Source organism: Corallococcus caeni (genome assembly GCF_036245865.1).
Taxonomy (GTDB): Bacteria; Myxococcota; Myxococcia; order Myxococcales; family Myxococcaceae; genus Corallococcus; species Corallococcus caeni.
This window is the reverse complement of sequence record NZ_BTTW01000001.1, coordinates 1080464-1105613: the sequence shown is the minus strand read 5'-3', so window position 1 is coordinate 1105613 and position 25150 is coordinate 1080464. Positions and strand designations below refer to the sequence as shown.

The 25150-nt window shown below is 72.1% G+C and carries 24 protein-coding genes; 2 read left to right on the top strand and 22 right to left on the bottom strand.

Going from position 1 to position 25150, the window contains the following annotated elements; translation table 11 throughout:
- Window positions 1–11 precede the first annotated feature (11 nt).
- From AABA78_RS04375 to AABA78_RS04275, 21 genes are all read right to left on the bottom strand, one after another.
- On the bottom strand, window positions 12–1250 hold the full coding sequence (locus AABA78_RS04375) for a beta-ketoacyl-ACP synthase (protein ID WP_171414111.1): 1239 nt from the start codon (window positions 1248–1250) through the stop codon (window positions 12–14).
- Window positions 1247–1978 (bottom strand): 3-oxoacyl-ACP reductase FabG, encoded by a 732-nt coding sequence (gene fabG / locus AABA78_RS04370; protein WP_338261765.1) that lies wholly within the window; start codon window positions 1976–1978, stop codon window positions 1247–1249. The genes AABA78_RS04375 and fabG overlap by 4 nt, the downstream gene beginning before the upstream one ends.
- On the bottom strand, window positions 1971–2438 hold the full coding sequence (locus tag AABA78_RS04365; RefSeq protein WP_338261764.1) for a hotdog family protein: 468 nt from the start codon (window positions 2436–2438) through the stop codon (window positions 1971–1973). Before AABA78_RS04365 ends, fabG begins: the two co-directional genes overlap by 8 nt.
- Window positions 2435–3613, bottom strand: coding sequence for a beta-ketoacyl-ACP synthase (locus tag AABA78_RS04360; RefSeq protein ID WP_338261763.1), 1179 nt, complete (start codon window positions 3611–3613; stop codon window positions 2435–2437). The genes AABA78_RS04365 and AABA78_RS04360 overlap by 4 nt, the downstream gene beginning before the upstream one ends.
- Before the next feature lie 6 nt (window positions 3614–3619).
- Complete coding sequence (locus AABA78_RS04355; protein ID WP_338261762.1) at window positions 3620–4189, bottom strand: DUF3261 domain-containing protein; 570 nt, start codon at window positions 4187–4189, stop codon at window positions 3620–3622.
- Window positions 4177–5406, bottom strand: coding sequence for an NAD(P)/FAD-dependent oxidoreductase (locus tag AABA78_RS04350; RefSeq protein WP_338261761.1), 1230 nt, complete (start codon window positions 5404–5406; stop codon window positions 4177–4179). Before AABA78_RS04350 ends, AABA78_RS04355 begins: the two co-directional genes overlap by 13 nt.
- Entirely contained in the window at window positions 5403–7700 is a 2298-nt protein-coding gene (locus AABA78_RS04345) for an MMPL family transporter (RefSeq protein ID WP_338261760.1), read from the bottom strand. The genes AABA78_RS04350 and AABA78_RS04345 overlap by 4 nt, the downstream gene beginning before the upstream one ends.
- Window positions 7690–8298, bottom strand: a complete 609-nt coding sequence (locus AABA78_RS04340) for an outer membrane lipoprotein carrier protein LolA (RefSeq protein WP_171414118.1) — start codon at window positions 8296–8298, stop codon at window positions 7690–7692. Before AABA78_RS04340 ends, AABA78_RS04345 begins: the two co-directional genes overlap by 11 nt.
- The gene (locus AABA78_RS04335; protein ID WP_338261759.1) at window positions 8295–8714 is read right to left on the bottom strand and encodes an acyl-CoA thioesterase; all 420 of its coding nucleotides are present in this window, start codon (window positions 8712–8714) and stop codon (window positions 8295–8297) included. The genes AABA78_RS04340 and AABA78_RS04335 overlap by 4 nt, the downstream gene beginning before the upstream one ends.
- A complete protein-coding gene (locus AABA78_RS04330) occupies window positions 8704–10263 on the bottom strand; it encodes an HAL/PAL/TAL family ammonia-lyase (protein WP_338261758.1) in 1560 nt (519 codons plus the stop codon). The genes AABA78_RS04335 and AABA78_RS04330 overlap by 11 nt, the downstream gene beginning before the upstream one ends.
- A complete protein-coding gene (locus AABA78_RS04325; protein WP_338261757.1) occupies window positions 10235–11182 on the bottom strand; it encodes a lysophospholipid acyltransferase family protein in 948 nt (315 codons plus the stop codon). Before AABA78_RS04325 ends, AABA78_RS04330 begins: the two co-directional genes overlap by 29 nt.
- Window positions 11179–11916, bottom strand: a complete 738-nt coding sequence (locus AABA78_RS04320) for a glycosyltransferase family 2 protein (RefSeq protein WP_338261756.1) — start codon at window positions 11914–11916, stop codon at window positions 11179–11181. The genes AABA78_RS04325 and AABA78_RS04320 overlap by 4 nt, the downstream gene beginning before the upstream one ends.
- The gene (locus AABA78_RS04315) at window positions 11913–13616 is read right to left on the bottom strand and encodes an ApeI family dehydratase (RefSeq protein ID WP_338261755.1); all 1704 of its coding nucleotides are present in this window, start codon (window positions 13614–13616) and stop codon (window positions 11913–11915) included. Before AABA78_RS04315 ends, AABA78_RS04320 begins: the two co-directional genes overlap by 4 nt.
- A complete protein-coding gene (locus AABA78_RS04310) occupies window positions 13609–14160 on the bottom strand; it encodes a COG4648 family protein (protein WP_338261754.1) in 552 nt (183 codons plus the stop codon). Before AABA78_RS04310 ends, AABA78_RS04315 begins: the two co-directional genes overlap by 8 nt.
- On the bottom strand, window positions 14157–14417 hold the full coding sequence (locus AABA78_RS04305) for an acyl carrier protein (protein ID WP_120528038.1): 261 nt from the start codon (window positions 14415–14417) through the stop codon (window positions 14157–14159). The genes AABA78_RS04310 and AABA78_RS04305 overlap by 4 nt, the downstream gene beginning before the upstream one ends.
- A gap of 38 nt (window positions 14418–14455) precedes the next feature.
- Window positions 14456–14719 carry a phosphopantetheine-binding protein gene (locus tag AABA78_RS04300; protein WP_171414124.1) on the bottom strand — a complete coding sequence of 88 codons (264 nt, stop codon included), beginning with the start codon at window positions 14717–14719 and terminating at the stop codon, window positions 14456–14458.
- Window positions 14706–15485, bottom strand: a complete 780-nt coding sequence (locus AABA78_RS04295; RefSeq protein WP_338261753.1) for a lysophospholipid acyltransferase family protein — start codon at window positions 15483–15485, stop codon at window positions 14706–14708. Before AABA78_RS04295 ends, AABA78_RS04300 begins: the two co-directional genes overlap by 14 nt.
- Window positions 15478–16215: a beta-ketoacyl synthase chain length factor gene (locus tag AABA78_RS04290; protein WP_338262373.1), complete on the bottom strand. Its 738-nt coding sequence runs from the start codon at window positions 16213–16215 to the stop codon at window positions 15478–15480. The genes AABA78_RS04295 and AABA78_RS04290 overlap by 8 nt, the downstream gene beginning before the upstream one ends.
- Before the next feature lie 346 nt (window positions 16216–16561).
- A complete protein-coding gene (gene mdcG / locus AABA78_RS04285; RefSeq protein WP_338261752.1) occupies window positions 16562–17221 on the bottom strand; it encodes a malonate decarboxylase holo-[acyl-carrier-protein] synthase in 660 nt (219 codons plus the stop codon).
- A 274-nt stretch (window positions 17222–17495) separates the two neighbouring features.
- Window positions 17496–19034 (bottom strand): hypothetical protein, encoded by a 1539-nt coding sequence (locus tag AABA78_RS04280; RefSeq protein WP_338261751.1) that lies wholly within the window; start codon window positions 19032–19034, stop codon window positions 17496–17498.
- Window positions 19035–19119: 85 nt separating this feature from the next.
- Window positions 19120–21603: a ribonuclease H-like domain-containing protein gene (locus tag AABA78_RS04275; RefSeq protein ID WP_338261750.1), complete on the bottom strand. Its 2484-nt coding sequence runs from the start codon at window positions 21601–21603 to the stop codon at window positions 19120–19122.
- Window positions 21604–21795: 192 nt separating this feature from the next.
- On the opposite strand from AABA78_RS04275, the gene AABA78_RS04270 reads away from it, so the two are divergent.
- Window positions 21796–22431 carry a helix-turn-helix transcriptional regulator gene (locus AABA78_RS04270; protein ID WP_014398634.1) on the top strand — a complete coding sequence of 212 codons (636 nt, stop codon included), beginning with the start codon at window positions 21796–21798 and terminating at the stop codon, window positions 22429–22431.
- A 52-nt stretch (window positions 22432–22483) separates the two neighbouring features.
- On the opposite strand, the gene AABA78_RS04265 is transcribed toward AABA78_RS04270, so the two are convergent.
- Window positions 22484–23008, bottom strand: a complete 525-nt coding sequence (locus AABA78_RS04265; RefSeq protein WP_338261749.1) for a phage tail protein — start codon at window positions 23006–23008, stop codon at window positions 22484–22486.
- Window positions 23009–23388: 380 nt separating this feature from the next.
- Between AABA78_RS04265 and AABA78_RS04260 the strand changes: the two genes are divergently transcribed.
- A complete protein-coding gene (locus tag AABA78_RS04260) occupies window positions 23389–25128 on the top strand; it encodes a collagen-like protein (RefSeq protein WP_338261748.1) in 1740 nt (579 codons plus the stop codon).
- Window positions 25129–25150 lie beyond the last annotated feature (22 nt).

Below are 25150 nucleotides of genomic sequence, written 5' to 3'. Positions count from 1 at the left end.
GTCTCCAGGCATCAAGGCCAGCGGCGGAAGATCAACGACGTGTTGATGCCGCCGAAGGCGAAGTTGTTGCTCATCACCAGGTCCGTCTGCAAAGCACGTCCCTCGCCCATGACATAGTCCAGGGGCGCGCACTTCGGATCCACGGAGTCCGCCGTCAGGTGCAGCGTCGGCGCGAACCAGTCCGAGCGCATCATCTGGATGCTCATCCACGCCTCCAGCGCGCCGCAGGCCCCCAGCGTGTGGCCCATGTAGCTCTTGAGGCTGGAGATGGCGACCTTGTCTCCGAAGACGGCCTTCGTCGCCGCGCTCTCCGCCACGTCACCCGTGTCCGTCGCCGTGCCGTGCGCGTTGACGTAGGGGATGGCGGAGGCAGGCACGCCCGCGTCCTCCAGCGCCAGCCGCATGGCCTCCGCCATGGTGTCCGCGTTGGGCTGCGTGACGTGGCGGCCGTCGCTGTTGGTGCCGTAGCCCAGCAGCTCCGCGTGGATGGTGGCGCCGCGCGCCTTCGCGTGCTCCAGCTCCTCCAGCACCAGCGTGCACGCGCCCTCGCCCAGCACCAGCCCGTCGCGCTGGGCGTGGAAGGGGCGGGGGGACTGGTGCGGCGCCTCGTTGTGCTTCGTGCTGGTGGCGAAGAGGGTGTCGAACACCGCCGCGCCCGTGGCGTCCAGTTCCTCCGCGCCGCCCGCGAGCATCGCCACCTGGCGGCCCAGCTTGATGGCCTCGTACGCGTAGCCGATGCCCTGGCTGCCGGAGGTGCACGCGCTGGACGTGGTGATGATGCGGCCGGTGATGCCGAAGAAGACGCCGATGTTCACCGCCGCCGTATGGGACATCATCCGCAGGTACGTCGTCGCGGTGATGCCCTCCGTCGTCTTGTGGGTGATCATCTTGCCGAAGTCGCCCATGTTCTCCGGCGTCCCCGCGGAGGAGCCGTAGGCGATGCCCATCCTGCCCCCCTTCACCAGGGGGTCGCCCAGCAGGCCCGCGTCCTGGAGCGCCAGCTCGCTGGCCCGCGTCGCCATCAGCGCCACGCGGCCCATGGTGCGCGTCGTCTTGCGCGAGTACGCGGACGGCGGCAGTTCGAAGGGCAGGGCGGGCGCGCCCAGCCGCGTGTTCAGGCCTTCGTATTCCTTCCAGGGCTCCATCACCTGGACGGCGTTCTGACGCGCACGCAGCCGCGCCTCGACCGTCTTCCAGTCATGTCCCAGGGGGCTCAGCGCACCGACTCCGGTGACCACCACGCGCTTCATCCGATCATCCCCCCGTTCACGGAAATCACCTGCCGCGTGATGTAGCCCGCGTCCTCCGCCATGAGGAAGCTCACCGCGGCGGCGACCTCCTCGGGCCTGCCCATCCGGCGGGCGGGAATGATCTTCAGCGCCTCTTCCAGCACTTCCGGAGGCACCATCTCCGTGTCGATGAGGCCCGGCGCCACGCAGTTGACGGTGATGTTTCGCTTGGCCAGCTCCACCGCCAGCGCCTTCGTCGCGCCGATGATGCCCGCCTTGGCGGCGCTGTAGTTCACCTGGCCCCGGTTGCCCATGAGCCCGGACACGGACGCCAGCGTGACGATGCGGCCCGGCTTCTTGCGGCGCACCAGCGGCATCGTGAGCGGGTTGAGCACGTTGTAGAAGGCGTCCAGGTTGGTGTGGATGACGCTGTCCCACTCGTCGGCCGTCATGGCGGGGAAGGCGTTGTCGCGCGCGATGCCCGCGTTGCACACCACGCCGTAGTAGCAGCCGTGGGCCTCCACGTCGGCCAGCAGCGCGGCCTGCGTGCCCGCGCGGTCCGCCACGTCGAACTGGAGCACGCGCGACTCGCGGCCCGCCTCGCGCACCTGCGCGGCCACGGCGTCCGCTTCGTCGCGCTTGCTGCGGCAGTGCACCACGACGTCGTAGCCGTCGCGGGCCAGGCGCAGCGCGATGGCGCGGCCGATGCCCCGGCTGGAGCCCGTCACCAGCACCGTCTTGTCACCCATCTGTGTTGCCCCTTCCCAGGTCCTGCCCCGGTTGCGGCTCGTAGACCGTCAGCGCCGCCGTGGCCACCTGCTCCGTCCCGATGCGCAGGGTGCAGTCGAACTGGCCCAGCCCGTTGTCCGCGGAGAACTGGCGGTGGACCTCCACGCGCAAGGTCTCCCCCAGCTTGAAGACGGGGCGGCTGCACTCGTAGCGGCGCGTGCCCAGGAGGAAGCCCACCCGGGGCGTGCCGCCGCGCCTGCGCGCGTGCCACCCGGCCCAGGCGGCCACGGCCTGCGCCATGTACTCGATGCCCACCCAGCCGCCCACGGCGCCGTCGGCGAAGAAGAGGCTGTCCTCGCGCACGGTGACCTCCGCGACGAGCGAGTCCGTGTCGCCCTCCAGGGCGCGGTCCAGCAGCCGCATGCGCCCCTCGTGGGGCACCAGCGCCTCGATGGGCTCGTTGATGACGATGCGCATCATGCGCGCTCCAGCACGAGGGCGGCGTTGCTGCCCCCGAAGGCGAACGAGTTGCTCAGCACGCGCTGGACCGGGCGCCCCAGCGCCTCGCCCGGCTTCACGAGCGACAGCGCCGGTAGCGAGGGGTCCACGGCCCCGTCCCAGAAGTGCGCGGGCAGCCGGCCCTCCGGGTTGTCCACCAGCGTGAGGTACGCGAAGGCCGCCTCCAGCGCGCCCGCGGCCCCCAGCGTGTGGCCGGTGAGCGGCTTGGTGGAGCTGGCCTTCACGGCCGGCCCCATGAGCGCGTGCACCGCGCGGCTCTCCATGGCGTCGTTCTGCACCGTCGCGGTGCCGTGCAGGTTCACGTAGTCCACCTGCTCCGCGGACACCCCCGCGCGCTTCAGGGCCTCCTGGATGGCGGCCATGGCGCCCTTGCCGCCGGGCTCCGGCGCGGAGATGTGGTGCGCGTCGGAGGACTCGCCCCAGCCGGACAGGCGCACCGGCCCCGGCTCGCGCGTCATCAGGAACAGCGCCGCGGCCTCGCCGATGTTGATGCCGTGGCGGTGGGCGCTCATCGGGTTGCAGCGCTCCTCGCTCACGGAGTCCAGCGCGCGGAAGCCCGCCACGGTGAAGCGGCACAGCGAATCCACGCCGCCCGTCAGCACCGCGTCCACGGTGCCCGAGCGCAGCAGCCGCGCCGCGCTGGCCAGGGCCTTGGCGCTGGAGGAGCACGCGGTGGAGATGACGTAGGCCGGGCCGCCCAGGCCCAGCAGCTGCGTGAGCGCCAGCGCCGGGGAGCCCAGCTCCTGCTGGTGCAGGTGGAAGCGCGAGGGCAATTCGCCCGTGGCCAGGTGGCCGGCGATGGCGCGCTCGCTCTCGCCGATGCCGGAGGTGCTGGTGCCCAGCACGACCGCCACGCGCGCGCGGCCGAACCGGGCGATGGCCGCGTCCACCGCGGGGCGTATCTGCTCCAGCGCGGTGAGCAGCAGCGCGTTGTTGCGGCTGTGCTGCGAAGGGGGCAGGGCGTCCTGGGCCGCGAGCGGAGAGGTGACGACGCCCAGGTGCAGCGGGCGGTCCGCGAACCCCTCATGTGAAGCGACGCCGGAGACGGTGTCCGCGAACAGGGCGCGGGTTACCTCCTGCTTCCCGGAGCCCAATGCGCAGACGAGGCCCAGCTGGTTGAGGAAGACAGGAGGCATGGGGTGTCACTCGTCCGCGACGTGGGACTCGATGGTGAGCTGGTAGTGCTCGGACAGGTTGGTGAGCTGCGTGCGCCCTTCCCAGCGCGGTGCGCCATCGTAGCGCACCGTCACCCATTCCCTGCCGTTCTTCGACAGGGACCGCTGTCCCGGCCCATCCTCCAGCGTCCAGCCGGCGGGCAGGGCGGCGCGCACGGCGTCGGCCGGCCAGTAGACGAGCTGCACGTCCCGGAGCACCAGGGCGGAGTTGAACTGGGCGGGCAGGCGGGGGTCGCGCTCCTCGTCCAGGGTGGCGCCGTCCCAGCGCAGCGTGAGGATGCGGTGACCCATGGCCAGCCCGGCCAATTGCAACCCGGCCGGATCCACCTCCATCAAGGCCTCCAGGGAGCGGGGGCCGCCCGGGTCCTGCTCGTGCGCGAACACCAGCCGCTGCGCCAGGCTCACGGACGCGCCGAGCGCGGCGGGGGCCAGGCGCAGCTGTGGCAGGGGCTCGCCGGGAGCGGCGGGCCTGGGCCGGGGCGTGGTGGTGCAGGCCACGAGGCCCGCGACGAGCAGGGCCGGAATCAGGCCGCGCACAGGGCCTCGAGCACGCCCAGGCGCCGCTTGCTGTCCGCGACGTAGGGGTTGTTCTTGTCCCACGCGTAGCCGGCGAGGATGGCGGAGATCATCCGGCGCACGTCCGGGGACGGGTTCGGGTGGAAGATGATGTTCTGGAAGCCGCCCTCGTACCAGGACTCCACGAAGGTGCGGAAGGTGTCCACGCCCGCCTTGAGCGGCTTCGCGTAGTCGTTCTCCCAGTCCACCTTCTCCCCGGCGAACTCCCGGGCGATGCAGGCCGACGCGAGGCTCGCGGACTTGAAGGCGATGGTGACGCCCGAGGAGAACACCGGGTCCAGGAACTCACCCGCGTTGCCCAGCAGCGCGAAGCCCGGGCCCCACAGCGACTTCACGTTGGCCGCGTAGCCGGTGAGCTTGCGCGTGGGCGTGTCCCAGACCGCGTCCTTCAGCAGGTTCTGCAAGGACGGCGTCTCCTTGACGATGGCCTGCAGCCGCTCCGTGTCCGTTCCGGTGTACTGCTCCAGGTACTCCTTCTTCGCGACCACGCCGAGCGAGCACCGGCCGCCGGAGAAGGGGATGGTCCAGTACCAGACGTGCACGTGCTCCGGGTGCGTGGTGACGCGGATCTTGTTCCGGTCGAAGGTGCCCGGGGGGATGCGGTCCTCGACGTGGGTGAAGATGGCGCCGCGCACGGGGAAGTTGGACGGCGTCTCCAGGTTCAGCAGGCGCGGCAGCACGCGGCCGAAGCCGCTTGCGTCCAGGATGAAGCGCGCCTGCACGCGGTACGTCTCGCCTTCGGGCGGGCGCACCGTCACCTCCGGCTTCTCGCCGGAGAAGTCCACGGTCAGCACCTCGTGGCGGAAGCGCACGGTGGCGCCCTTGCGCTCCGCGGCCTGGGCCAGCACGTGGTCGAAGTGGCCGCGCTGCACCTGGTAGGTGGTGCCCCAGCCGGGGCTGAACTTGTCGCGGAAGTCGAAGTCCGTGTAGCGCCCGGAGCGCTCGAAGGCCGCGCCGTTCTTGAACTGGAAGCCCGCCTCCACCACGTCCTGGAGGAAGCCGGCCTCCTCGATGTACTGCATGCTCTGCGGCAGCAGGCTCTCGCCAATGGAGAAGCGGGGGAACTGCTCGCGCTCCAGCACGAGGACCTCACGGCCCTGCTTGCGAAGGAGGCCCGCCGCGACGGAGCCCGCGGGGCCCGCGCCGATGATGAGGATGTCCGCTGATTCAGTTTTCAATGTGTGGCTTTCCCGGGTGGTAGTCGGAAGCAAGGGGTGAGGATCCAGATGGTGACCTCGCCCAGCAGCATGGCGAGGCCGAACGAGCGCAGCGCGGGCGTGGCGGACAGGCCCAGCAGCCCGAAGGAGAGGAGCGTGCTCACGCCGGCCAGCGCCACCGCGAGCCACGCGGAGCCGTCACCGGGGTGCTCCAGGAGGAAGATGCCGTAGTCCACGCCCATGCCCAGAAGCAGCACCAGCCCGAGCACGGTGAACAACTGCAGCGGCGCGCCCGCCCAGCCGAAGATGGCGAGCGTCAGGAGCGTGCCCAGCACGGACGGGACCCACGCGCGCCACGCCTGGCGTCCGAAGCGGGCCACCAGCGTGAGCAGCACCGCGATGTAGCCCGCGACGATGAGCCCGCCCATGATGCGGCGGTAGCGGCTGAGCAGGCCCGAAATCTCCGCCGTCTTGTCCACCCAGCGGATGCCCTCCAGGCCGTGCGCCACCTCTTCCAGGCGGGGCAGCACCTTGGGGTCGTTGAGGCCGCGCAGCATGAGGACGCTGTACCGCGCCTTGCCCAGCGTCCCCAGCCACTGCTGCCGGATGGCGCCCGCGGCGGGCCCGGAGAGGAAGTGCGAGGGCGTGAGCGGTTCCGGGGAGAACGCGGCGCGCGTGGGCGCTTCCCCCGTGGAGGCGCTGACCGCGGCGACCGCCAGGGCTTCCGCGCGGGCGCTCAGGGCCGCGTCCTCGCGCTGCTGCGCTTCGGACGGGAGCCAGTCGGACACGGCGCGGTAGCCCGCGAACACCTTCTGGGCCACCAGCGCGTCCAGCTTCGTCTTCAGCGCGGCCTCGCGCGCGAGCACCTGTTCGTCGCTGTCGCCCTGCACGAGGAAGAACTGCGCCGGGCTGGGCAGCCCCAACAGGCGCCCCAGTTCGCGCTGATCCGCGATGAGGTTCGCGGGCGCGCCCTGCAGCTGCCGCAGGTCGTCCCGGGGCTCCAGCTTCCAGATGCCCACGGCCACGAGCACCGTCAGGACCGCGCCGGACAGCCACCAGCCCTTGGTGGACGCGATGCGCGGCCAGCGGGTGATGGACGCGGAGAAGCGCTCCGAGAAGGACGTGACGGGCAGGGCGCCCGTGTCCAGCGAGGGGAACCAGCACACCACGGTGAGGAACGCGGCGGTGAGGCCGGCGGCGGAGAACACCGCCATCTGCCGCAGGCCCGGGAAGGGCGCGACGCCCAGCGCCAGGTAGGCCACCACGCTGGTGACGAGCGCCAGCACCATGCCGGGCAGCAGCGAGCGCATCACCGGCCCGCGCTCCGACGGGGCCTTGCCCTGGCGCGCGGCGAAGTAGTGGAAGCCGTAGTCCTCCGCCACGCCGACGAGGCTGGAGCCGAAGACGAGCGTGAGCAGGTGCACCCGCTCGAACACGAGCGCGGTGACGCTGAGCGCCACCGCGCAGCCCAGCGTGAGCGACAGGCCCACGAGCACGATGGGCCGCAGCGAGCGGAAGGTGAGCCAGACGAGGATGAGCACCGCCGCCAGCGACCCGAAGCCGATGGTGGACATCTCCCAGCTCGCCTGCGCGGCGGCGGCCTCCGCGTACAGCGGCACGCCCGCGGCCACGAGCCGGCCTCCGGGCACCGTGGCCTCCACCTTCGCCCGCGCCTGCTCCACCGTGGCGGTGACGCGCGAGCCGTCCCCCAGCGCGAAGGCGGACACCTTGCTCTTCCACATGAGGAGCACCCACTCGCGGCCCTCGCCGGACAGCCACATCCGTCCGTCGCGGGGCCGGGCGGACGTCTCCGCCGCGCGGGCCTGCCACCAGTCCTGCCACAGGCCCAGCGGATCCGCGTTCCAGTCCGTCAGCTGCGCGCCCGCGGGCTGGTACAGCTTCATCAGCGCCGTGCCGCCCAGTTCGTCCGCCGTCGCGCGCGCGAGCCACTGGCGCTGCGCGGGCGTGAGCAGCCGGTCGCGGTAGGGTCGGTAGAAGTCCACCGCCTGGTCCAGCGCGGAGGTGTCCACCATCGCCGGCTCCAGCAGGTCCGCGGCTCCTGAGAGCACGCGCGTGGCTTCATCCGCGGCGCGCTGCGCGGACGGCCAGTCCTGGGCGCCCACCAGCAGCACCACCTGCCGGCCGGCGTCGTCCGCGAGCTTGCGCGTGGCGGCGTCCACCTCCGGCGCCTGCTCGTCCTCCGGCAGGAGCGCGAGCACGTCGGTGTCCAGGCGCGCCGAGCGCCAGAACTGCACCTGGTGCACGCCCACGGCGAGCACCACCAGCGCCCAGAAGATGGCCAGCTTATTTGCCAAGACGTTCCGCTTCCGTGGCATCGGGGGGCGGCGTCTGCGCCAGTTGCTCGAACGTGATGACGCTGCTGTCGCCGCGCGTCTCGTCCAGCTGCACCTGGCGCACGTACCCGTCACCCTCCAGGTGGATGTGCTTGAAGACGCGCGCGAGCCCCGCGTCCGTGGGCGTCAGCTCCAGCTTCCAGCCCTCGGCGCCCACGAGCGCGCCCTCCACCTTGAAGCGCTTCTGGAGCGACGCGACGTCGCCCGACAGGAGCGCGAAGAGCAGCTCGTTCACCGCCGCCAGCGCGGGCTCCTTGGTGGAGTCCAGGTGGTAGGCCGCGCCGCCCGTGCCCTGCTCCGCGCTCAGCGACTTGCGCGTGAGCGTCAGGGTGGAGGCGAACGGCTTGCGCGTGTTCCACAGCACGCCCTGGTCGCGCGCGAGGAGGAAGTCCCCCCTGGACACGAGCGGCTTCTTGAATCCCGCCACGGTCTTCTTCTGTTCGAACTGGCCACGCACCAGCGGCGCGTCCACCAGCCGCGCGCGCACGTCCTTCACCAGGTCCGCCGCATGGGCGCTCACGGACAAGAGCGACAGCATCAACACGAGGAAGGGCTTCATCCCGGCCACACTCCCAGCTTCTTCCAGAGGACTTCCGGGCAGACGTACTGCATCTCGCCCGTCTTCAAGGACACGGCCACCTGGAGCGTGTGGGCCTGGTTCACCTTGCGCCCGGTGTCCGCGTCGCGCAGCAGGTAGTCGAAGCGAAGGCGGTTCTCCCACTCCGTGATTTCGGCGCGCACGATGATGCGCTGCTTGTAGGAGATGGGGGCCACGTACTTGAGCTTCATCTCCACCACGGGCCAGCCGTACCCGGACTCGCGCATCTGCGGCCAGTCGTAGTCGTGCTTGCGCAGGATGACGGCGCGCGCCAGCTCCAGGTACTTCACGTAGTGGCCGTGCCAGACGATCTCCATCATGTCGAGGTCGTGGAACGGCGGATCAATCTCCAGCTCGCAGCTCAGGTCAGGCTTCATGCAGCCTCCACTCGCGGCGGCGGATGGCGGTGATGAGGCCCTGCAGCTCGCCGTCCAGCGCGCGGTCCTCCACCAGGAGGGGGATGCGCGCCTCCAGGTCCGCGTGCATCGCGGCCATCGCGGGGCCGGGCTTCGCGTCCGCGTCCAGCCGCTGGCGCAGGGTGACGCCCTGGCGCGCGGCGATGAGCATGGCCGCGGCCACCTGCTCCGTCAGCTCCAGCACGCGCAGGCAGTCGCGCGCGGCGATGGTGCCCATGCTCACCTTGTCCTGGTTGTGGCACTCCGTGGAGCGGGAGAAGACGGACGCGGGCATGGTCTGCTTGAGCGCCTCCGCGGTCCACGCGGAGACGCTGATCTGCGCCGCCTTGAGGCCGTGGTTGATGGCCGCGCGGGCGCCCATGGACGCGGAGAGGTTCGCGGGCAGCCCGTGGTTGAAGCGCGGGTCCACCAGCAGCGCGAGCTGACGGTCCAAGAGGTCCGCCACGTTGGCCACCGCGTTCTTCAGCCCGTCCATGGCGAAGGCGATGTGGCCGCCGTAGAAGTGGCCGCCGTGCAGCACCCGCTCGCCGTCCGGGTCGATGAGCGGGTTGTCGTTGGCGCTGTTCAGCTCGTTCTCGATGAGCGTGCGGAAGTACGGCAGCGCGTCCTCCAGCACGCCGATGACGTGCGGCGCGCAGCGCAGCGAGTACCGGTCCTGGAGCCGCTGCTCATTGCGCGGCGGCCGGTCCGATACCAGATCCGCGCGCAGCCGGGCCGCGACGCGCTGCTGGCCGGCATGGGGCTTGGCCGCGAAGAGCGTCTCGTCGAAGTGGTGCGCGTTGCCGGCGCTCGCCAGCACGTTGAACGCCGTGAGCCGCGTGGACAGGCGCGACAGGTACTCCGCGCGCTCCCACGCCAGGCACGCCAGGGCCGTCATCACGGCGGTGCCGTTCATGATGGCCAGGCCTTCCTTCGGCCGCAGCTTGAGGGGCGCGATGCCCAGCGACTGGAGCACCTGCGCGGCGGGCTTGCGCTCGCCCCGGTGCCACACGTCGCGCTCGCCGCAGAGCACCGCCGCCACGTAGGACAGGGGCGTCAGGTCGCCGGACGCGCCCACGGAGCCCTCGGCGGGAATCATGGGCAGCACGTCGTGCTGGAGCAGCAGCTCCAGCTGGGTGAGCAGCGGCACGCCCACGCCGGAGAAGCCCTGCGACAGCGACGCCAGCCGCGTGGCCAGCACCGCGCGCGTCTCCTCCGGCGTGAGGAACCGGCCCGCGCCGATGCCGTGGTACGTGTAGAGGTGGTGCGGCAGCTCCGCGACCAGCGCTGGCGGGATGGACACCGTCACGGAGTCGCCGTAGCCGGTGGTGACGCCGTAGATGACGCCGTCCTCCGCCAGCAGCCGGTCCAGGAACGCGGCGCCCTTGGCGATGCGCTGGCGGAAGGCCGGGGCCGTGCCCAGTTCCGCCGGGCGCTCACGGCGCGACAGGGCGCCCACGTCCTCGAGCGTCAGCCGGGTGCCGTCGAAGCGGACCGGGGTGTCAGACAGTTGGGGGCTTCGCGGAGACATGCACCTGATCCCAGAAGGGAAAGAAGTTGAACCAGTCGTAGGGCGCGCGCTGGAGGAGCGCCGTCACCCGGGCGGCGTAGTGGCGCGCGCAGTCGGTGAGCGCGGCCTCGCGCTTGCCCCGGGGCAGCACGACGCGCTCGAAGAGGCGCTCGAAGTGGATGGTGTAGCCGTCGCCCTCATGGATGCAGCCCAGCAGGTAGAGCGGACACTTGAGCAGCGCCGCCAGCACGTACGGACCCACCGGAAATGGCGCCGGGTGGCCGAGGAAGTCGACGCTCACGGTCTGGCTGGAATTCACCGGGATGCGGTCGCCCGCGATGACCACGAACTCGCCCGCCTCCACGCGCTCGTTCAGCGCGACGGCGGTGGCCGGGCCCATGTCGGTGACTTCCATCAGCCGGAAGTCGTTCTCCGGGTTGAGGCGCTTGAGCAGGCGGTTGAACTGCTCCGCGTGCAGCGTGTGCACCAGGATGTTGAGCTTCACCTCGCCCCGGCGCTCCGCCATGGTGCGGCAGAGTTCCAGGCAGCCCATGTGCGCGGTGACGATGACGCCGCCCTTGCCCGACTTCGCCGCCTCGTAGAGCTCCTCGCGGCCCTCGGTGCGCACGCGCTCGAAGCGGTAGCGGCCGCTCACCGCGAGCAGCTTGTCCAGCATGGTCTCCGCGAACATCAGCACGTGGCGCACGCTGTCGCGCCAGCGGGGCTTGCGCCCCAGGCCCCCCGTCGCGGCCTGCATCCGCTCCAGGTACTCGCGCGACGCCTGACGCAGCGCCGGCCTCCGGAGCCAGTTCACCAGCACCACCGGGTAGAGGCAGGCGCGGAACGGCCAGCGGCCCAGCAGCCGATGGATCCAGTACAGGAGCCAGATGCCCGCGACGAAGGTGGTCTCGCCCATCTCCGCCCAGTGGCGGGACTTCATCTCGCCACCTTCCGCCAGAGGAGCACCGGCAGCCGTCCCAGCATCCCGAAGAAGAGCCGGGCGTGCATGCCGGAGATGCGCACGTTGTCCCAGAGCACGTCGAAGTGGGAGATGCCGTCGGTGGGGTAGCGCACCTGGGTGGGCTGGTTGAGGATGTGCATGCCGCGCCAGAACAGGCGCACCAGCACCTCCACGTCGAAGTCCATCCGCTTGCCGATGCGCACCGAGTCGATGAGCGCCACGGTGGGCTTGAGCGGATACACGCGGAAGCCGCACATGGAGTCGCGGATGGCGAACGACAGCGTGTTGATCCACACCCAGATGTGCGTGGCATAGCGGCCGTACAGCCGGCCCTTGGGCACGGACTCGTCGTAGACGGGTGTGCCGCACACCAGCGTGTCCGGCTGCGCCTTCGCCAGCGCCAGGAAGCGCGGGATGTCGTTGGCGTTGTGCTGGCCGTCCGCGTCGATTTGCAGCGCGTGGCTGTAGCCCCGCTCCAGCGCCGAGCGCAGGCCCGCCATCATCGCGCCGCCCTTGCCCTCGTTCTGGGGCAGGCGGACCACCGCCACGTGCTCGCTGTCCTCGCGCGCCAGGTTGTCCAGCACCGCCGCGCAGCCGGGCTCGCTGCCGTCATCCACCAGCACGCAGGGCAGCCCGTGGCCGCGGACGGCCTTCACCACCGCGCCCACGGCCTCGCCATGGTTGTAGACCGGAATCACCGCGCAGACCTTCATCCGACCGCTCCCCCCAACACGATGCGGCCGCTGGCGTGCGAGCCCGCGGCCGACGTCAACTTGAACCCCAGCCGCCCGGACTCCTTCGCCCAGGTGAGCTCCACCGTCAGCTGCGCGCCGGGGGTGATGACCTGCTGGAACTTCAGCGCCTCCAGCCGCAGGAAGTCCGGCGGCAGCGCGAAGTGCTCGCGGCCCAGCAAGAGCGCCCACTCCAGCTGCACGACGCCGGGCAGGATGGGCGAGCCCGGGAAGTGCCCGTCGAAGTACGGCGAGTTCGCGGGGACCTCCACCGCCAGCAACGCGCGTTCGCCGGAGCGCTCCATCACGCGGAACGGGGGTCGCTTCGGGTCGAAGAGGGCGGTGAGCGCCGCCTCGGTGGACTTGCCCTGGGAGTTGACCGGCATGGCCTCCAGATACCGGAACCGGCGCGGCAAGGCACTGGACTCGAAATGCGGGGCCAGCTTCTCGCGCAGCGCCTGACTCAGGGAGCGCCTGCCGCCCGCCTCCTGGAGCCGCCAGCCTTCCGCGTCCGGCACGCCCACCACCGCGAGGACCACCCGGTGGCCCTCCGTGAGGGGCAGCACCCGGGCCTCGCGCAACAGCCCCCCGGCCACCAGCGCCCGCTCCATGGCGGAGAGCGACACGCGCTTCTCCTCCAGCTTGAGCAGCCGGTCGCGGCGCCCCAGCAGCTCGAAGCCGCCGGGCACGGCCCGCGCGCGGTCCTCCGTGGTGAACCAGTCGTCCGCGGGCAGGTGGGGCGAGCGGACATGGAGCGCGTCCTCGTCGGCGCGCACCTCCACGCCCGGCATCGTGCGCCACGACGCGGTGTCGTCCGTGTCGCGCCTGCGCCACGCGACGCCGCCCGTCTCCGAGCTGCCGTAGACCTCCACCGGCGCGCGGCCCAGCAGGTCGCGGCAGGCCTGGAGCGCTTCGGGGGTGAGCGGCCCGCCGGAGGAGAACAGCCCGCGCAGGTTCCCCCGCACGGAAGGCCAGTCCAGCGTCGCCGGCAGCCGCTTCAGGTGCGCGGGGCTGGCCACCAGCAGGCCGGGCCCGGCCTGGAGCGCGGCCAGGATGTCCTCCGGATAGGGCAGGGCGTGCGCGTCGAACGGGCGGCCCGACGTCAGCGGCCACAGCACCCGGAACAGCAGGCCGTAGATGTGCTGGTGCGACACGGTGGCCAGCACCGGAACGTCCCCCGTCTCCGCGTCGAACAGCGCGCCCAGCGTGGCGACTTCACTGGACAGCTGCGACAGGCGCTTGGGGATGGCGGTGGGGTCCCCACTGGAGCCCGACGTGTAGACGACCAGCGCCGCGAGTTCGGGCGACAGCGGCTGGAACGTTGCGGAGCGCGCGTCCTCGCTCATCGCCGGCGTGAGCGGCATCAGGCCCTGGGGGGCCCGGCCCGCGAAGCCGTCCACGTGGGCCTTCAGCGCGTCCAGCGTGGCGGGGCGCGCGTCCGCGGGCAGGTAGACGCACGCACCCGCGTGCCAGGCGCCCAGGAGCGCGGTGGCGAAGTCGAAGGTGTCCTCGGTGAAGAGGGCGTAGCGCTGGCCGCCGTGCGCCGCGAAGGCCGCGCGCCAGCCGGCGACCCTGGCGCGGAGCGCACCGAAGTCCCGCATGCCGTCCTCGCTCCGGGCCACGGGATGCCTGGAAGGACGGCCGTGGGCGAGGAGGTGTTCGAGCGCGAGCGGCTCAGCCATGGGCGTGCCGTGCGCGCACCCGCTGCCGCACCACCCACTCGCCCGCGAACAGCAGGCCCATGAGGCCGTAGGCGATGAGGCCGTTGTAGAGCGCCCAGGTCGCGTCGCTCGCGAAGAGCGCCGTGGTGAACGCGAGCGTGCCGTTGAGGACGAAGAAGCCGCACCACACCTGCGTCACCCGGCGCGTGTAGGCCACGCCCGACGGCGGCAGGTCCTTCTCCCGGATCCGCGCCAGGCGCTCGATGACGCTGGGCGGATACACCAGGCTGGTGAGGAATACGGTGAGCAGCACCGCGTTCACCAGCACCGGATAGAGCTTCAGGGGCAGCGCGTTGTTGCCCAGCATGCTGGAGCCCGCGAGCACCAGGGCACCCACGGCGGCCGCGAGCCACATCTTCTCCCGCGTGGCCACCGCGCGCACCACCGCCATGGCCGCCAGGGGCAGCGCCATCCAGCGGGGCTCGAAGTGGCCCAGGCCCAGATAGACGAGCGGCGGGTAGGCGAGGCTCACGAGCCCCAACAGCACCGGACGCAGACGCTTCACGCTGCGGCGGAGTCGCTGCCGAGCAGCCCGTACAGCGCGTCCACCACGTCCTGCAGCGTGCGCACCGAGCGGAACACCTCCGGCGGAACGCGCTGGCCGGCCACCGGCTTCAGGCGCACCAGCAGGTCGATGGCGTCAATGCTGTCGATGTCCAGGTCGTCGTGCAGCCGCGCCTCCGGGATGATGCGCGACGGCTCGATGTCGAAGGTTTCCTGGAGGATGGCGCTCAGGCGCTCGAACAGCTCGTGCTTGGTCATGGGGGTGTTTCCTCGCTTAGGTTTTTTGGAAGGGAGCTTCAGGACCGGGTGCGGTGGGTGCTGACGAAATCCGCGAGTGCTCGAACGCTGGCGAAGTGACGGCGATTCTCCTTGGAGTCGCTCGCCAGCACGACGCCATAGGACTTCTGCAACGCGAGCCCCAGCTCCAGGGCGTCGATGGAGTCGAGCCCCAGGCCCTCGACGAACAGCGGCGCGGCGGGATCGATGTCTTCCGGCGTGAGGTCCTCGAGATTCAGTGTCTCGATGACCAGACGCTTGATTTCCTGCTCAAGCTCCAACATGGCCCTGGCTCCCCCTGGAGAAATGGTCGTGCAGACGGGTGGTGAGCTGGCGCGCGGCCTTCGCCGCCTCGCCCGCGTCCACGTCCTGGGACGACACGTGGATGTCGTCCTCGACGCGGATGAAGTAGTGCATGGGCTTTTCGGGCACCTTCCACCAGGGCGTGCCCTTGGTGAGGCCCCGCGGCTCGCAGCGGATGATGACCGGCGTGATGTCGCAGGGGCCGCGCACCGCGATGTTGGCGGCGCCGCGCTGCAACTGCATGGTCCCGTCCAGCGGCGTGCGCGAGCCCTCCGGGAAGATGATGAGGTTGTTGCCGGCCTTCACGGACGCGATGCAGTCCTGGATGAGCCCGGGCCCGGAGTCGTTGCACAGGTAGCGCGTGGCCCGGATGGGGCCGCGCGTGAACGGGTTGTTCGCCAGGCTCGCCTTCACCACGCAGTCCGCGTTGGGGACCAGCGAGATGAGGAACACCACGTCGATGAGCGACGGGTGGTTGGCCAGGATGAGCAGCCCGGAGCGCGACAGCTTCTCCACGCCCTGCAGCTCGTAGCGCAGCACGCCCAGGGCGCGCATGTAGCCGATGAAGAAGCGGAACGTGTGGTGCACCGCGAGCCGCGCCAGCCGCTGCTGCCGCTTCGGTTCGCGCACGAGCAGCTGGAGCAGCGGGAAGTAGAGGAGGCGCAGCGCCAGCCCGCCCAGCCCGAAGGTGGCGAAGGACAGTCCGGTGGCGAAGATGCGCCACAGCCGGTTGAGCTTCTCAAGCATGGCGTTCCCACCGCCAGCGCCGGCCACCCGTCGCGTGCTCCCACCGCGAGGCCCCGGAGACGAGGAAGCGCAGGACGTGCAGGTCCGCCGGGAGGGCGTCGGGCGCCTGCGGCGTGACGGGCGCGTCCGACGGGCCGGTCGCGCAGCCCAGGTGGATGGCGTCCGGGCCCGTGCTGGCCGAAAGGAGGCAGGCCCAGGCGTGGGGGAACGCCACGTCCCGCGCGAAGTGCTCCCACGGGGCGGGCACGGGCTCGTCGTAGACGACGACCATCACCCGGGGGACGCCGTCGGACAGCAGGCCGCACGCCTCCGTGAAGGCGGCCTCCACCGTCTCCTCACCCGCGGCGATGGCGCCGTAGGCGGACGTGTCCCCCCGCGCGATGGAGTAGAGCGCCCCGATGGCGTTGTGCACCGACAGGCTGAAGGACGTGGGGGACAGCGGCTCCGAGCGCGCCAGCTGCGTCAACAGCTCCACCGAGCGGCCCAGGTCCCCGTAACGCGACGCGAAGAGGACCGGCGCGTCCGGCGCGTCCACGTGCGCGTCGTAGGCCGCCTGCAACGCGATGCGTCCCAGCCGGTCCACCCGGCGGCGCATCATCGCGGGCATCGCGGCGAGCGCGGGCGTACCTTCGGCCGGGAGCGGGTGAGGCTTCGCGAGCCACGTTTCCCAGGAAGCAGGGTTGACGAGGCCGGGGGCCCATGCGGCCCAGCGTTGAACGGAGAATCCCATCATCATCGTGACGGGAGGCCCCCAAGCGCTCCCAAAGACAACCTTTACCAAACCATTCACAGGGTGACAATTGGCCCCCCCGTCCAAGCAGCCGGGACGCCGGGAGGCCGCCCCTCCGCCTGCCCTTCGGACGCCGCAAGCCCACGGACTTGTTGACGAAACGCGCAACGGTGGCTCCGCTTTCAGGTTCTTGCAGGTTTGTCCAGGGGGGCGCGCCTCCGGCGATCCCGCAGGTCTGGAAAAGCCCTGCGAGGCATTCGGAGTGGCGGGTGGAAACGGGTCGTGACCGCGCGCTGCGTGACGGCCCGCGGGCCGCGTGTATTCACGCGGGGGCGCTTCGCCGGGCCTAGGACTCGGCGGGGAAGAGGGCGCGCAGCTCGCGGAGCGTGCGGGGGCTGGCGCCCCGGGGGCCGGTGACCCAGATGCGCTCGGGCTCCAGCGCGAGCTCGCGCCAGGACACGGCGCCGCCGTCGGGCAGCAGCACCTCGCCGTCCAGCCGCACCACCGAGTGGCGCCGGGACACCGCCTCCAGCCCGAACAGCAGCCGCTCCACGTCCGACCAGCGCGCGGGGGCGAAGAGCAGGTCCACGTCCGACAGCGGCCGCACGAAGGGCACGCCCGAGCGGTGCTGCCAGGCCAGCGAACCGAACACGCCCACCGTCAAGTCGAGCGCGGTGCCCAGGGCGATGACGTCGTCCAGCGCGGGCCCCCAGGCGCCGGGAGCGGAGGGGCGCACCTCCTGCACCGTGGGCGGCGGCAGCCGGCGCTCCACCGCGGGCAGGGCCACGTGCAGCGACAGGTGGCGGCGGTCGGGCAGGGTGAGCGTCAAGCGCAGCTCGTCGTCCCGGTCCGGGATGTCCTGGCGGGCGACGGCGAAGGGCCGGCCCTGCTCCCGCCACGCCGTCACCTGCGCGAGCACGTCCGGACCCGGCGGGGAGCGCAGCTGCTCCGCCCAGCCGGCGCCCAAATACACCCAGTCGTGCCGCATCGGACGTTCACCGTCCATCAGCGGGCGTCTCCTCGGGCCGGGTGGAGCACGGGCCTCCCTCCGCGGCGCGGGACGGGGCCACCCCCGGGGCTCGCGGTTGCGGAAGGGGAACGGAGGACGTCACTGCCCGATTCATTACCCGGATTCACGCGTCCGGTGGGGCCCAACCTGCACGACGCGCCGCGAGAGCCTCCTCGTCCGGTGCCTCTCCCCGGAAATCCGGGTGGGAGCCGCGCGCACGCCTCGGGCCTTCGTGAGGGCTTCCCCTCAGGGTCTCCCCTGACGCGGGGCGCTAGCGGGGCTTCTGGAGGATGGGGCTCACGGCGCTCACGTGCTGGCGGCGCATGTCGATGAGGATGTCGTAGTTGCGCGGCTCCGGGGCGACGGGGCCGGCGGCGAAGCGGTAGAGGCCGCTGACGTCGCGCTCGCGGGGGAAGCGCTCCTTCACCAGGGCCTTGAGCATCTCCTTGGCCACCCACTCCGCGTCCACGGAGACGGAGCCGAACTCGTCCAGGTAGTGGAACGGCGCGGTGGAGTCCGACTGCCTGGCGGTGAGGACGAAGACGCGCGGCTTCCTGTCCGGGACGACGAGGCTGGCGCCCTGCTCCATCACCGCCAGCTCCCGGCCCTGGGGCAGGGCGAACAGCTCCAGGGACTGCTCGTGCGCGAGCAGGGCGCTGAAGGCCACGAACGCGGTGAGCAGCGCCGTGGCCATGCGGGGGCCATGCCTGGGCCACATGGTGCCCAGGTTCACCAGCGACGCGGCGAAGAACACGGCCCACACGCCGGTGAGCGCGTTGAGCGTGCGGTAGGTGGGCCACCGCTCCCCGGCGAGGAAGCTCACCGAGTACGCCGCGCCCGACAGCGTCACCAGCGCCAGCAGCCACCGCCCCACGCCCACGCGCCCCGAGCGGCGTCCCTCCACGGCGACGCCCACGCCCAGCAGCGTCAGCGTCAGCACCACCATGGCCCGGTAGCCGTCCATGTCGCCCACCGGCGCCTCGTTGAGCGCGGACAGCGCGAGCGCGTTGGGGAACACGTGCATGAGCGCCCAGACGGTCTTGTCCACCCAGTGCTTCTCGAAGGTGATGCGGGGCGAGGGTGGGAAGGTGCCCGTCTTGAACAGCACCTGGGTGACGACGTACGCGAGCGCCAGGCCCGCGCCCATCACCAGCAGGTGCTTGAGCATCCAGCGCGCGGTGTCCTTCAGCGACACGTCGCGGTGCACCACCAGCGACGCCGCCAGCAGCACCGCGGAGAACAGCCCGCTCACCTGATAGATGAGCGTCGCGGTGGCCATGCTGCCCACCGCCGCCAGCGCGAGCGGCCACCGGATGGGGGCGTCCTCCCCCGGCGGGCCCATGGCGCGGCGGGCGAAGGCGAACGCGCCCAGGCCCAGCATCAGCGCCACCGCTTGCGGCCAGCAGATGCCCCAGTTGGCGATGACCTGCGCGGACGGCGTCACCGTGAGGAACCCCGCCAGCAGCGCCGCGGAGCCCGTCCGCCAGCCCTCCTTGCGCAGCAGCAGGAACACCGCCGCCGCGAGCACGCCCAGCCCGGCGACGCCCATGAGGCGCAGCCCCATCAGCCCGTCGATGCCGCCGGCCGCCTTCGCGGACGCCTCCAGCATCCAGCCGTAGAGCGGGCGGCCCTGCGAGGCGCAGACGCGCAAGATCTTCCCCGGCTCCTCGCGCGCCTCGCGCAGGATGGCGTAGTCGTCACGCAGCCCATAGCGGTGGATGACCGCGCTCCAGTAGATGAGCCAGGGGAGCAGGAGCAGCAGGGCCACGGTGCCGGGAACCACCAGCGCGCGTGGCGTGGGACGCTTCATCAACGAGAAGGCCATCGAGGTTGACGCAACGTAGCAGAACCCTCCCCACGACTCCCGGAGGAACCGGGACACGACAACGTTCCAGTCACGGTGAGAAGGGCGGGGCTCCAACCACCTGCGCGTCCTCGCCGAACTCCGGGCCCGTGGGCTCGCGGATGACGTTGAGCACGGGCCGGGCGTCCGCGAGGGACGGGGTGAAGAGGGAGGGCTGGTCGGGGTCCGCGAACACGGTGGCGAAGTCCTCCGGGTCAAGGCCGCGCGCGAGCCGGGCCGCGAACGAGTCCTTGAGCAGGCGCACGTAGTACTCGACGTCGTAGTCGCGCGCGTCGTCGCCCGCCGGCTCGCCCGGGGCGGGGCGCGGGCCGGGCTCGCCGTCCTCGGCGTCCGCTTCCTGGAGCAGGCCCGCGCGGCCGCCCGTGGCGCGGTAGATGCGCACGCGCTCGCCCAGGGACCAGTGCTCGCGGCCGTTGGTGAGCAGGGCTTCGTAGGCCAGCTCCTTGCGCTGCTTGCGCGTGGCCAGGTACTGCGAGGGGGACTTGGTCAGCCGCACCTGCGCGGAGACCTGGAAGGTGGGCACCTGGCGCTGGCGCAGCGCCATCACCGCGTCCACGTAGGTGTCGCGCACGGCGCGCACGTCGCCGGCCAGCAGGTGCTGGAGGGCCTTGCGCAGGAAGTCCTCGCCATAGGGCTCCGCGCGGCTGGAGCGGAACGCCACGCCGCGCAGCAGCAGCGGCCCGGCGTAGGGCTGGAGCGCGTAGTTCTTCGGCTCGTGCGACAGCATGGCGGCGTAGCGCCCGTCGAACTCCAGCCGCACGCGCGGCGGCAGCAGGCTCGCGACCTCCGTTACGACGCGGCGCTCGTCGGCCTCCGTCCAGGCTTCCGGCACCGCGAAGTAGACGCCGTCCGTGTCGGCCTCCAGCAGCGTCACGCCCCGGTGCGCGAGCTCGCGGCACAGGAGGCCCAGCAGCTCGCGCCCGCGCCGCGTCACCTCGTTGGCGGCGTGCACGTCGGAGAAGCGCGTGAGGCCCACCGCGCCCAGGTAGCCGTAGGCGGAGTTGATGAGGATTTTCATCGCCGCGGAGAACGCCTCGTGCGTGTGGCGCTCCGGCGAGCCGGGCGGGGCCTTCTTCGCCTTCGCCTTCGCGTCCAGGCGCTGATCCACCAGCCGGTCCACCAGCGCGAGCAGCGCGTTCAGCCGGTCGCGCCGGGGGCCGATGCGGTACTCGCGCATGAGCGACGGGTAGAGGCTGGCCACGTCCGCCTTCACGATATGTCGCGCGACGCCGGTGGCGAACAGGTGCAGCGCCGCGCCGCTGTGGGACGTGCCGTCGCTGGTTTCGTGCGCGGGCAGCGCCGCTCCCGAGCGCACGTAGGCGCGCACCAGCAGCGGATCCAGCACGCCCGTCGCGGGGCCCGCGTCCGCCAGCCGCTCGTAGCGCCGGGGGGCCATGCGCGCGAGCGCGAACGCCGCGCCGCCCAGGAGGTGCGCCAGGCCCGCGGCCTCCGTCACGTCCTCGCGCGCGTAGCGGCGCACGCGCTCCGGGTCCTTCAGGAAGACCTCGTGCACGCGCGCGCCGGGAATGAGCTCGCGGTCGGGCCCGGACAGGCCCAGGTGCTTCGCCACCGCCTTGAGGCCGTGGCCGGGCAGGTCGCGGGCGGAGAAGTCGTGGCGGCGCACGGCGTCCAGCGTGTCGATGAACTCGCGGCCGGGGACGGTGTAGCGCGCGCGGCGCATGGCGTCCGCTTCACGGCCTCCGGGACCCCGGTTCAGCGCGGCGCCCCTGGCGGAAGGGCGGTGGCGCAGGCCCGGCAGCCCCGCGCGGCCCAGCGCCAGCGGCACGTTGAGCCTCTTGGCGCGCTGATCCAGGAAGGGCAGGTCGAAGCCGTGCAGGTTGTGGTTCTCCACCACGTCGGGGTCGGCCTCGCGGATGCGCGCGACCAGCCGGCGCAGCAGGTCCGCCTCGCCCGCGTCGCCGTCCGCCGTCACCTCCAGCGTCTCCGCGCGGCCGTCCGGATCCCTCAGCGCGACCAGGAAGATGCGGTCCTTCGAAGGGTCCAACCCGGTGGTCTCCAGGTCGAACTGGAGCCGGCGCAGGTCGTCGAAGACGAGGTCGCGGAAGTACGCGCGCCCGGTGGCCACCAGGTACTGCTCCTCCGGGGGCAGCACCAGCGCCGTGGCCGGGCCCAGGTCGCGCAGGTGGCCCACGCGTGAATCCAACCGCTTCGACGCGCCCTTGAGCACCGCGGACGCGAGCGCGCGGCCGTCCTCCGCGCTGACGACGAAGCGCAGCGAGCCGGGCCCCTCCAGCTCCCGATACGTCACGGCTCCTGGCGCGGGCGGCCCGCCTTCGGGCCTCAGCGCGTCCCCCAGGTGCTCCAGGTCCTGGAGCGACGCGAGCAGCAGCCAGGGGCGGTACCTCGCGTCCTCGCGCAGCCGCGCGTGCGTGCCCGGCTGCCGCTTCCAGATGAAGGCGCGCCCATCCGGCTCCGCCCAGACGGACACGATGCCGGGCGTGGGGTCCCATCCCCACAACCACTCGTCCTCCTGCGGATGGGGCGGCGGGACCATGGGCAGGGGCTCAGGGGCGGGGAGGCGCGGCGCGCGGACGCTGCTCCTGGCGCTCTTAGGCGCGCGGGTGCCCGCTTCGCAAGGGTGGGCGGACAGGAGCGGCGGGGCGCTGTCGGAGGGGCTTCGCATCGCTGGGGCTCGGCCCCAGCTTGAGGCCCCTGGCTGACAGCGGTATGTCAGGATTCAGCAGCCATGCAACGCACCGAGCGACTCTTCGCCCTCGCGGAGTACCTGAGGGGCCGCCGCACCGGCGTCACCGCGGAGGTGCTGGCGGAGCGCTTCAGCGTGACGGTGCGGACCATCTACCGGGACCTGGACGCGCTGCGCGCCGCGGCGCTGCCGGTGGGCGCGGAGCGAGGCCGGGGCGGGGGCTACGCGCTGGACCGGGGCTACAGCCTGCCGCCGGTGAACTTCACCGCGCGCGAGGCGGCGCTGGTGGTGGCGCTGGGGCGGTTCGCCATCGGCATGCGGCTGTTGCCCTTCACGGGGACGCTGGAGTCGGCGCTCGACAAGGTCCGCTCCGCGCTGTCCACGTCCGCGCAGCGCGAGCTGCTGGACCGGCTTCGCGAACTGACGTTCCTGGGCGTGCCGTCGCTGCCCACGCGCAAGCCCGTGCGGGAAGCGCTGGAGCGCGCGTGGTTCGAGCGCCAGCCGCTGCGCATCACCTACGTGGACGGCAACTTCCTGGAGACGGTGCGCGAGGTGCGCATCGAGTCCGTGGTGATGGACCGGCACGAGACGCGGCTGGACGCGGTGGACCTCGCGTCCGGCGAGCGGCGCCACTTCCGGTTGGACCGCATCACCCGCGCGGAGGTGGTGGGCGCCTGAGGCGCGAAGAAGGGGCCGCGTCCGTGGCGCGGCGCCCTTTCCGCGCCGGACGTCAGCCGCGCGAGGGGAAGATGCCCTCCGTCGCGATGATGAAGTTCACGGTCGTGTACGGGTTCTGGATGGGCACGGGCTGGCTGCCGCCGGAGATGCCCACGGACTGGGGGCCCATCACCGTGCTGGGGGTCGTGACGTAGGGCGTGGGGGTGGTGCCCGCGGGATAGGCGGCGAGGTACGCGCCCTCCGGGCTCTCCGTGTTGCCCTCCTGCATGCTGGCCATCAGCGGGTGGGTGTGCGCCGGCATCTGCGTGGAGATGAGCGTCACCGACGGCGTGCCGGACACCTCTCCCAGGGTGTGCGGTGCCAGGCCGGGGCCCTGTCCGGGCGCCATGGGGAAGCGGCCCCGCATGTCCGGCAGCGCGAACGTCGTCGTCCCGTTGCCGCCGTACGTCGTGCCCAGGATGGCGAACAGGGCCTGGTTCTGCGCGATGGACAGCAGCGAGCCGTCGCAGAACAGCCACCCGCGCGGTGCGAAATTGCCTCCAAACATAACGATCTGCCCGATGTACGGCTCAGACATGGTGCCCCCTGGTGTGACTGTCGGTGTTGGTCGTTGAACAGACCATGGGCGGCACCCCCAGTGAAAGCGCGCGGCGCGTCATCAGACAAACCGACCTGACGTGTGAGAAGCTTCACAGTCCGTGACGGCTTTTTCTCCTACGCCGCACGTCGCCGCACTGCCTGTCCTTGGGGAGGACCCGATCCATGTCGCTTCGAGCCTTTTTGCCCTTCCGTGGGGCGTTCTCGCGTTTTCGCGTGGTTTCGCTCTGCGCGACGTTGATGGTGACTGCCTGCACGGAAGGAACGGGCGACGGCCCGCCGGGACCCGAAGGTCCTCCGGGGCCCGCGGGCGCGACGGGGCCCCAGGGCCCGGCCGGCCCGCAGGGTGAGAAGGGCGCGATGGGTGAACCCGGCCTGGTGGGTCCTCAAGGGCCGCAGGGCCTGTCGGGTGTGGGCGCGACGGGCCCCCAGGGGCCGCAGGGCGTTCAGGGTCCGGCGGGCGCGATGGGCCCCCAGGGGCCCATGGGCCTGATGGGGCCCATGGGGCAACAGGGCAACGTGGGGCCCGCTGGTCCTGCGGGCGCCAAGGGGGACACGGGCCCTGCGGGGCCCAAGGGCGACACGGGCGAGAAGGGCGACATCGGAGCGACGGGCCCCAAGGGCGACACCGGCGCGACCGGCGCGACCGGCCCCGTGGGGCCGATGGGTGACACGGGCGCGATCGGTCCCGCAGGGCCGCAGGGCGCGAAGGGTGACACGGGCCCGGCCGGTCCGACGGGGCCCGCCGGAGCGACGGGGCCTGCCGGAGCGACGGGTGACACGGGCCCGGCCGGCCCCATGGGGGCGACCGGGCCGACGGGCGCCACGGGAGCGACGGGGCCCGCGGGAGCGACGGGCCCCGCGGGACCGAAGGGCGACACGGGCGCGGCCGGTCCGACAGGCCCCGCGGGCGCGGTCGGTCCAGCGGGAGCGACGGGCCCCGCGGGACCGAAGGGCGACACGGGTGCGGTCGGAGCGACGGGCGCCACGGGAGCGACGGGCGCCACGGGCGCGACGGGCCCCGCGGGACCGAAGGGCGACACGGGCGCGGCCGGACCGACAGGCCCCACGGGCGCGATTGGCCCCGTGGGCGCGACGGGGCCCGCGGGACCGACCGGTCCACAGGGTGCCACGGGACCGCAGGGACCGCAGGGACCGTCTGGCACGCAGGGGCTCTACGGCGATGGCTCTGCGGGCGCTTTCAACGTGGGTGTGGGGCAGACGGTAGACCTCACAAGTCCCTCGGCTGCATCCCTGCTGCCCTCGGGCTTCAACCTCCAGTTCAGCGGCATCACCATCAGCGGGACGCTCATCGTTCCCAGCGGCACGGTGCTGCGCTCCACCGGAGACATCACGGTGAACGGCACGGTGATCGTGAAGCCAGGGGCGGAGGACCTGGGCGGCGGTGAGGCGCCCGTGGGCAGCGCCCGGACGGCGGCGGCTTCCTACAACGGTGGCGCGGGCCTGGCCGTGTTCCAGGCCGCTCAGGTGCGCCGGGTGCAGTCGGCGTCGGGCGGAGCTGGTGCGCGCATTTTCGCGGGCGCGGGTGCTGACGGTGGCGCGGGTGGCGGCGCGCTGCTGCTGGCCGCGCGCGGCAACATCCGCATCCCCGTGTCCGCGATCATCGACGCGGATGGAGTGGACGGCGTGAACCCGCAGACGGCCGGCGCGTCCATCGTGGGCACGGGCGGTGGTGGCGGCGGCATCGTGCTGGTCGCGGCGAAGGGAAGCATCACGCTGGGCGGCACCATTCGCGCGACGGGCGGCAGGGGCGCGGATGGCTTCAACGGCAACGGCGGTACGGGTGAGGGCGGTGGCGGAGGTGGCGGTGGCGGCATCGTCCACTTCATCTCCTCCTCGACCGCCAGCGTGACTGGTTCCGTGGTGGTGTCGGGAGGCACGGCGGGGAACAACGCGGCGCCCACAGGAGGTCAGACCACCATCCTCACGGGCGGCGGAGGCGGCGGCAGCGGCGGCAACGGCGGCAACGCGGGAGGCATCATCCCGGGCACGGCGACGAACGGGAACGCCTCCGCGGGCACCGGCGGCTACTTCCTCCAGACGGTCGTCCCGGAGCCGGAGTCGCTGCTGGGCCTGTGAGCACGGGCCTTCACGGGACCGG

Coding starts and splice junctions, on each gene's coding strand:
- AABA78_RS04375 (WP_171414111.1), bottom strand. CDS start 1,250: ATGAAGCGCGTGGTGGTCACCGGAGTCGGTGCGCTGAGCCCCCTGGGA.
- fabG (WP_338261765.1), bottom strand. CDS start 1,978: ATGGGTGACAAGACGGTGCTGGTGACGGGCTCCAGCCGGGGCATCGGC.
- AABA78_RS04365 (WP_338261764.1), bottom strand. CDS start 2,438: ATGATGCGCATCGTCATCAACGAGCCCATCGAGGCGCTGGTGCCCCAC.
- AABA78_RS04360 (WP_338261763.1), bottom strand. CDS start 3,613: ATGCCTCCTGTCTTCCTCAACCAGCTGGGCCTCGTCTGCGCATTGGGC.
- AABA78_RS04340 (WP_171414118.1), bottom strand. CDS start 8,298: ATGAAGCCCTTCCTCGTGTTGATGCTGTCGCTCTTGTCCGTGAGCGCC.
- AABA78_RS04335 (WP_338261759.1), bottom strand. CDS start 8,714: ATGAAGCCTGACCTGAGCTGCGAGCTGGAGATTGATCCGCCGTTCCAC.
- AABA78_RS04330 (WP_338261758.1), bottom strand. CDS start 10,263: ATGTCTCCGCGAAGCCCCCAACTGTCTGACACCCCGGTCCGCTTCGAC.
- AABA78_RS04325 (WP_338261757.1), bottom strand. CDS start 11,182: ATGAAGTCCCGCCACTGGGCGGAGATGGGCGAGACCACCTTCGTCGCG.
- AABA78_RS04320 (WP_338261756.1), bottom strand. CDS start 11,916: ATGAAGGTCTGCGCGGTGATTCCGGTCTACAACCATGGCGAGGCCGTG.
- AABA78_RS04315 (WP_338261755.1), bottom strand. CDS start 13,616: ATGGCTGAGCCGCTCGCGCTCGAACACCTCCTCGCCCACGGCCGTCCT.
- AABA78_RS04305 (WP_120528038.1), bottom strand. CDS start 14,417: ATGACCAAGCACGAGCTGTTCGAGCGCCTGAGCGCCATCCTCCAGGAA.
- AABA78_RS04300 (WP_171414124.1), bottom strand. CDS start 14,719: ATGTTGGAGCTTGAGCAGGAAATCAAGCGTCTGGTCATCGAGACACTG.
- AABA78_RS04295 (WP_338261753.1), bottom strand. CDS start 15,485: ATGCTTGAGAAGCTCAACCGGCTGTGGCGCATCTTCGCCACCGGACTG.
- AABA78_RS04290 (WP_338262373.1), bottom strand. CDS start 16,215: ATGGGATTCTCCGTTCAACGCTGGGCCGCATGGGCCCCCGGCCTCGTC.
- mdcG (WP_338261752.1), bottom strand. CDS start 17,221: ATGGACGGTGAACGTCCGATGCGGCACGACTGGGTGTATTTGGGCGCC.
- AABA78_RS04280 (WP_338261751.1), bottom strand. CDS start 19,034: ATGAAGCGTCCCACGCCACGCGCGCTGGTGGTTCCCGGCACCGTGGCC.
- AABA78_RS04275 (WP_338261750.1), bottom strand. CDS start 21,603: ATGGTCCCGCCGCCCCATCCGCAGGAGGACGAGTGGTTGTGGGGATGG.
- AABA78_RS04270 (WP_014398634.1), top strand. CDS start 21,796: ATGCAACGCACCGAGCGACTCTTCGCCCTCGCGGAGTACCTGAGGGGC.
- AABA78_RS04265 (WP_338261749.1), bottom strand. CDS start 23,008: ATGTCTGAGCCGTACATCGGGCAGATCGTTATGTTTGGAGGCAATTTC.
- AABA78_RS04260 (WP_338261748.1), top strand. CDS start 23,389: ATGGGTGAACCCGGCCTGGTGGGTCCTCAAGGGCCGCAGGGCCTGTCG.